General features: G+C 58.8%; 5 protein-coding genes. 2 read left to right on the forward strand and 3 right to left on the reverse strand.

Translation table 11 applies throughout. The annotated features are described in order from the left end of the window. Together ABYV26_RS20410 and ABYV26_RS20415 are read left to right on the forward strand one after the other, a co-directional pair. A partial coding sequence (locus ABYV26_RS20410) for a creatininase family protein (protein ID WP_372683206.1) occupies positions 1 to 2,025 on the forward strand: 2,025 nt, incomplete at its 5' end. A gap of 157 nt (positions 2,026 to 2,182) precedes the next feature. Beyond that, positions 2,183 to 3,250: a mandelate racemase/muconate lactonizing enzyme family protein gene (locus ABYV26_RS20415; RefSeq protein ID WP_372683207.1), complete on the forward strand. Its 1,068-nt coding sequence runs from the start codon at positions 2,183 to 2,185 to the stop codon at positions 3,248 to 3,250. A gap of 21 nt (positions 3,251 to 3,271) precedes the next feature. Here the strand turns inward: ABYV26_RS20415 and ABYV26_RS20420 are convergent, their stop codons facing one another. The 3 genes from ABYV26_RS20420 to ABYV26_RS20430 all read right to left on the reverse strand — a co-directional run. Continuing rightward, on the reverse strand, positions 3,272 to 4,612 hold the full coding sequence (locus tag ABYV26_RS20420) for a hypothetical protein (RefSeq protein WP_372683208.1): 1,341 nt from the start codon (positions 4,610 to 4,612) through the stop codon (positions 3,272 to 3,274). A gap of 89 nt (positions 4,613 to 4,701) precedes the next feature. After that, a complete protein-coding gene (locus ABYV26_RS20425) occupies positions 4,702 to 4,848 on the reverse strand; it encodes a hypothetical protein (protein WP_372683209.1) in 147 nt (48 codons plus the stop codon). A 94-nt stretch (positions 4,849 to 4,942) separates the two neighbouring features. Continuing rightward, positions 4,943 to 5,135 (reverse strand): hypothetical protein (locus ABYV26_RS20430; RefSeq protein ID WP_372683210.1); only part of this gene is annotated, 193 nt, incomplete at its 5' end.

The raw sequence follows: 5,135 nt of genomic DNA on the forward strand, positions 1-5,135 counted from the left end.
ACGGCCCGGGAAATTTTCGTCAAGAAGTTTCTGGAGCCCAACCCCTTTCTGGTGGGGGAGGCAGCCCGGCTGACGGCAGTCAAGCCCAAGTCCTTTCTTCGTGCGCAACTGACATTCCCTGTCACGGTTCGAACCGATCACCTGCCCCCCTGGAATACCGATTCGAGCCGCCACTGCGTTCTCTCCAGCGGCGGCAAGGACAGCCTGCTCAGTTTCGGCCTGCTGGACGAAATGGGTCGGGAGGTACACCCCATATTCGTCAACGAATCGGGCCGGCACTGGTATACGGCCCTCAATGCCTACCGCCACTTCAGGGACAACATCCCCAACACCGCGCGGGTCTGGGTCAATGCCGACCGGTTATACCCCTGGATGCTTCGCCGGATGCCCTTTATCAGAAAAGATTTTGCCGGCGTCCGGTCGGACGAATACCCTATCCGCCTGTGGACCGTGGCGGTATTTCTCTTCGGCGTTCTGCCGCTGTTGCGCAAACGGGGTATCGGGCGCCTGATCATCGGAGACGAGTTCGATACTTCGCGGCGCGTCACCACCCAGGGCATCCGCCATTATGACGGCCTGTATGACCAGAGCATCTGGTTCGACACCGCCTTGTCACGGTATTTCATGCGCAAAGGCTGGGCAATCAGCCAGTTTTCCATGTTGCGCCCCCTGTCCGAACTTCTGATCGAAAAAATGCTGGTCAGGCGTTATCCTCAAACTCAGGCGCACCAGATCTCTTGCCACGCCACCCACAAGGCGGGTGACCGGATCAAGCCCTGCGGCAAGTGTGAAAAATGCCGTCGCATCGTGGGCATGCTCACCGCCCTGGCGGAGGACCCGTCCCGCTGTGGATACAGCGACAATCAGATCGCAGCTTGCCTGGCTACCCTGTTTGACAAAGGTGTTTACTCCCAGGCATCGGCCGAAGCGGGCCAGCTGTTTTTCATGCTGGCGCAACTCGATCACGTCCGCGTGCCGGATGCCATTGCCAATTTAGTCAAACCTTACCCTGAAATCATGATGCTGCGGTTCGACCCCACGGTTTCACCCATCGACGGCATCCCTCAGGATTTGCGGGCAGACCTCTACCGCATCTATCTGGAGCATGCCGAGGGTGCGGTGCAGCGTCAGGGAAAATCTTGGATGCCGGTGGATCCCTTTGTCCACCCGGATCTGCAGGCCCCCTATGCGGCCGAATCAGGAGCCTTGCAGGACGAAGATGCCGGTGACGCCGACAGGCGGCCGAGCACCTTTTTCTGGGGCGAGCTCTGCTGGCCGGATGCCGCCCATCGTCTCGGCATCGTGGACACCGCCCTGTTGCCGGTGGGGGCCATCGAACAGCACGGCCCCCATCTGCCCCTGGACACGGATGCTTTCGACGCCGAGTATCTATCCAAGCGCGTCGCCGACGGCTGCCGAGACCCCAAACCCCTGGTGCTGCCGCTGATCGCATACGGGGTTTCCTACCACCATGAAGCCTTCAAGGGCACGATCAGCATCAACAACGACACCCTGGCCAACCTGGTATACGACGTCGGCATCAGCGTGGCCAAAAACGGCATCAGGAAGCTGGTAATCATCAACGGGCACGGGGGCAACGCCCCGTCGTTGAACTTCGCCGCCCAGCGCATCAACCAGGATGCGCGTATCTTCGTTTGCGTGGACACCGGGGAAACCAGCGACGTGGATGTGGACAGCCTCATTGAAACTCCCAACGATGTCCATGCCGGTGAGATCGAAACCAGCACCAGCCTGGCCATCCGGCCCCATCTGGTGCGCATGGACCGATTGCAGATGGAGGTGCCGGCCTTCACCAGCCGCTATCTCGACTTTACTTCCAAACGAGGTGTCTCCTGGTATGCCCACACCCACAAGATATCGGCCAGCGGCGTCATGGGCGATCCCACCAAGGCCAGCGTGGAAAAGGGTGAGAAGATGTGGGAGCTCATCATCGCCCACCTGGTCATTTTCGTTGACCAGCTGAAAACCATGACGCTTAAGGAAATCTACCAGCGCAAGTATTGACGGATTCGTAAAAAACCCGATATCTGCGTTACGCTTCATCCTTCGTCACTGCGGCGTACCGTAAGAACCCCTTCCTCAGGATTGGCAAGCCTTGATCTCGGGCTTTTTACGAATCCGTCCGCAAGATAACATTTTACGAATTTTTCAAGTGCTGACCATGAAAATAACTCACATCGAAGCCTGGCCGGTAACCATGAAGTTGACCGAGCCTTACACCATTGCATACGAGACCGTCAGATCAACCACCAATGTCTTCCTGCGCGTGGAAACCTCTGCAGGCATCGTCGGGTATGGCTGTGCGGCGCCGGATCGGGAAGTGACCGGCGAAACGCCGGCAGGTGTCCTGGATGCCTGCCGCAACGTGATCCTTCCTGCCTTCAACGGCTCGGATCCATTGCGGCCCTTGATGCTCATGGAGCGCATCCGGCCGCACCTGAAGGTTCAACCGGCGGCCCTGGCCATGGCGGATATGGCCCTTTTCGATATTCTGGGCAAGACGGCAGGCCTGCCGCTGTACAACCTTCTCGGTGGATTTCGCAGCCGAATGCGGACCAGTATCACCATCGGGATCATGCCCATCGAAGAAACCGTCGCCAGAGCCATCGACCATGCACAGCAGGGGTTTCTGGCCCTGAAAATCAAAGGTGGGGTGGATGTGGCGGTCGATATCGAGCGCCTGTTCAAGATTCGGGAAGCGGTGGGAAAAAAAATCGAACTGCGATTCGATGCCAACCAGGGCTATTCGGAGGCTGACGTCCTGCGCTTCGTGGCGGCGTTGCGCCCGGTGGGTCTGGAACTCATCGAGCAGCCCACCCCCCGGGCCAAGGACGGCCTGTTGGGACGGGTCACCCGAAAAGTCCCGCTGCCCATCATGGCCGATGAAAGCCTGATGAACCTGAAGGACGCCTTCCGGCTGGCCAGAAAAGGCCTGGTTGACATGATCAATATCAAGCTGATGAAGGTGGGGGGCATTGACGCGGCGATGAAGATCAACGCTGTCTCCCATGCCGCCGACCTGGAGGTGATGGTCGGCTGTATGGACGAGTCGGCGCTGGGCATTGCCGCCGGCCTTCACTTTGCCCTGGCGCGCCCCAATGTGAAATACGCCGACCTGGACGGCCATCTGGACCTGATGGGCGACCCTGCATCCGGGGCGGTGCGGCTGCGCAACGGCACCCTGCATCCCACTGGCCGGCCCGGGCTCGGCTTCGATCCGGATCACTGAGTGGCACCGAATAAAACAATATTAATGCAGGCAGGCATCGACCCCCATGGATCGGTTCAGCGATATGGCCATCCGTTCATACTTTTTCGAAATCAAATCGAAGAACTCCTTTTCAGAGAGTTCTTTCAGATACAGGTCGGAAAGGTACCATCGCTTTGTATATCTCCCAACCGACCTGAAAATCTCGCAATTTTTTGCTACCATCAGGTCGAAGGCCTTCTTTTTCATCCCCAGGATGCCGGGTGCCATGTCGAAACGCGTGAATCCATGCTTTTGATTGGTGTATTCGCCACGCGCATGCGATGGCCTCAGAATTTTCTTTTCGAAAACGAGGCCCTCCTGTTCGGAAAGCAGCTGCGTCGTGCGGGCCACGAGAACATCGAGCAGCATCCTGACCCGCATCGCCCGCTGGGATCGCGGCAGACAGGCAAGGGACAGCGCCGGCGTCTCCCGGATGAAGCGATCGCAGTCCTGCAGGATCTTCTGGGCCCTCCAGTCGGCGATGCGTCTAGCTTTTCCGGTCTGGTACGTCCACATGCTTCTGCCCAGGTAGCTCTTGGCGCTTTTTTGGGCGTATCGGCACAGGAAAGTTAACTCCTCTTCAACCTCCAGATAGAGTGAATAGCCGGATTTCCCCCCGCAAACGTCTTCCCTCAGTTTCTCGATCTCCCGGTTTTTTCCTAAAGCAATGGCTTTTTCGGTGCGGTGTTTCAGGGTCATTGCCCGGTTGAAGGTGTCCCGGGACACGCTTTTCAGCATGCCGCTCTCGTAGCGTTCGACGGACTGATGCAACATGGCGGTGGGGTGCACACCCAATTCGTCCCGAATGAATCGCAGGATCGGCCTGATCCGGCGGTATGGTATCCGACCGACGGATGGCAGCGTGTCCAGTTCATCGAGCCATCGGTCGAGCTGATGCCCGTCGACGCCGGCGTCCGAAAACTTTTTTCGCATGAGGCGTTCCAGCCTGGGGGGCACCGTCCGGACCTGCCCGCTGAAGATCCTGAGGTCAGCCTTTTTGGGGGGGGCGCCTTCCTCGAATTCGCGACTGAGATCCGATCGGGTGAGGTCGTCGTTGAGAAACAACCACAAATCGACCATGGCTCTGAATGCCGCACCATCCACCCGCTTCGGCTTCCGGGGAGGTGGGGCCTGTCCGAAAAGCAGCCGGTAGTGTCTGTCCGATATGGATTTCACACGCCCATGAACGATATTGTAGACTTGCATGTAGGGCAGTCCCGCGCGTCTGGCCAACGCCGGAACGGACAGGGGTGCACGGATACCGGCGAGATGTTCCAGATCCTGGTCGGTTAATTCGATGCGGGGTTTTTTAACCCGTTTTCTGTCGCGGTGAGTATTCATTTTTGTATCTGGCCTAAGCGCCGGCTGCGCAACAGGCCGTCACCGGCCTGAGCTGTTTTTCCGGATGGCCGGCCGAAGGGCCTCCTGGGTCAGCAGCAGTCGTCCGCCGGGTGATAACAGGGGTCTTGGAGGCCGCCGTCCGCGTCCACGATATAGCAGCAACAGAGATTGGCATGACCGTCCTCATCGGTTTCAGGCATGCTGCAGGTGTGCGGGGCGTCTCTGGTTTCGTCCATGGAAACCTCCTTTTTTCATACCCGGATCCGAACGGATGTCCCGCCTGCCGGACGGATCGCCCGTCAGGCGCGGGCGGCCACCGTGTCGAACGCTTCATGGGCCTTTTCCACCTGCATCGCTCCGAGCCGAATTGAGCCGGATCGAATTGATCAAGCCGCCGGCCATCACCATGCGCAGTTGCCTGCCGCTGAGGCTGTGGACCAGGGTATAGGACTCGTTTAGGGTTTTGTTGATCAGGCGCAATTGTCGGCCCGCCGGCAGCGACCTTCGCAGGTCTTCCAACTGC

This window comes from Desulfosarcina sp. (assembly GCF_041551955.1).
GTDB lineage: Bacteria > Desulfobacterota > Desulfobacteria > Desulfobacterales > Desulfosarcinaceae > Desulfosarcina.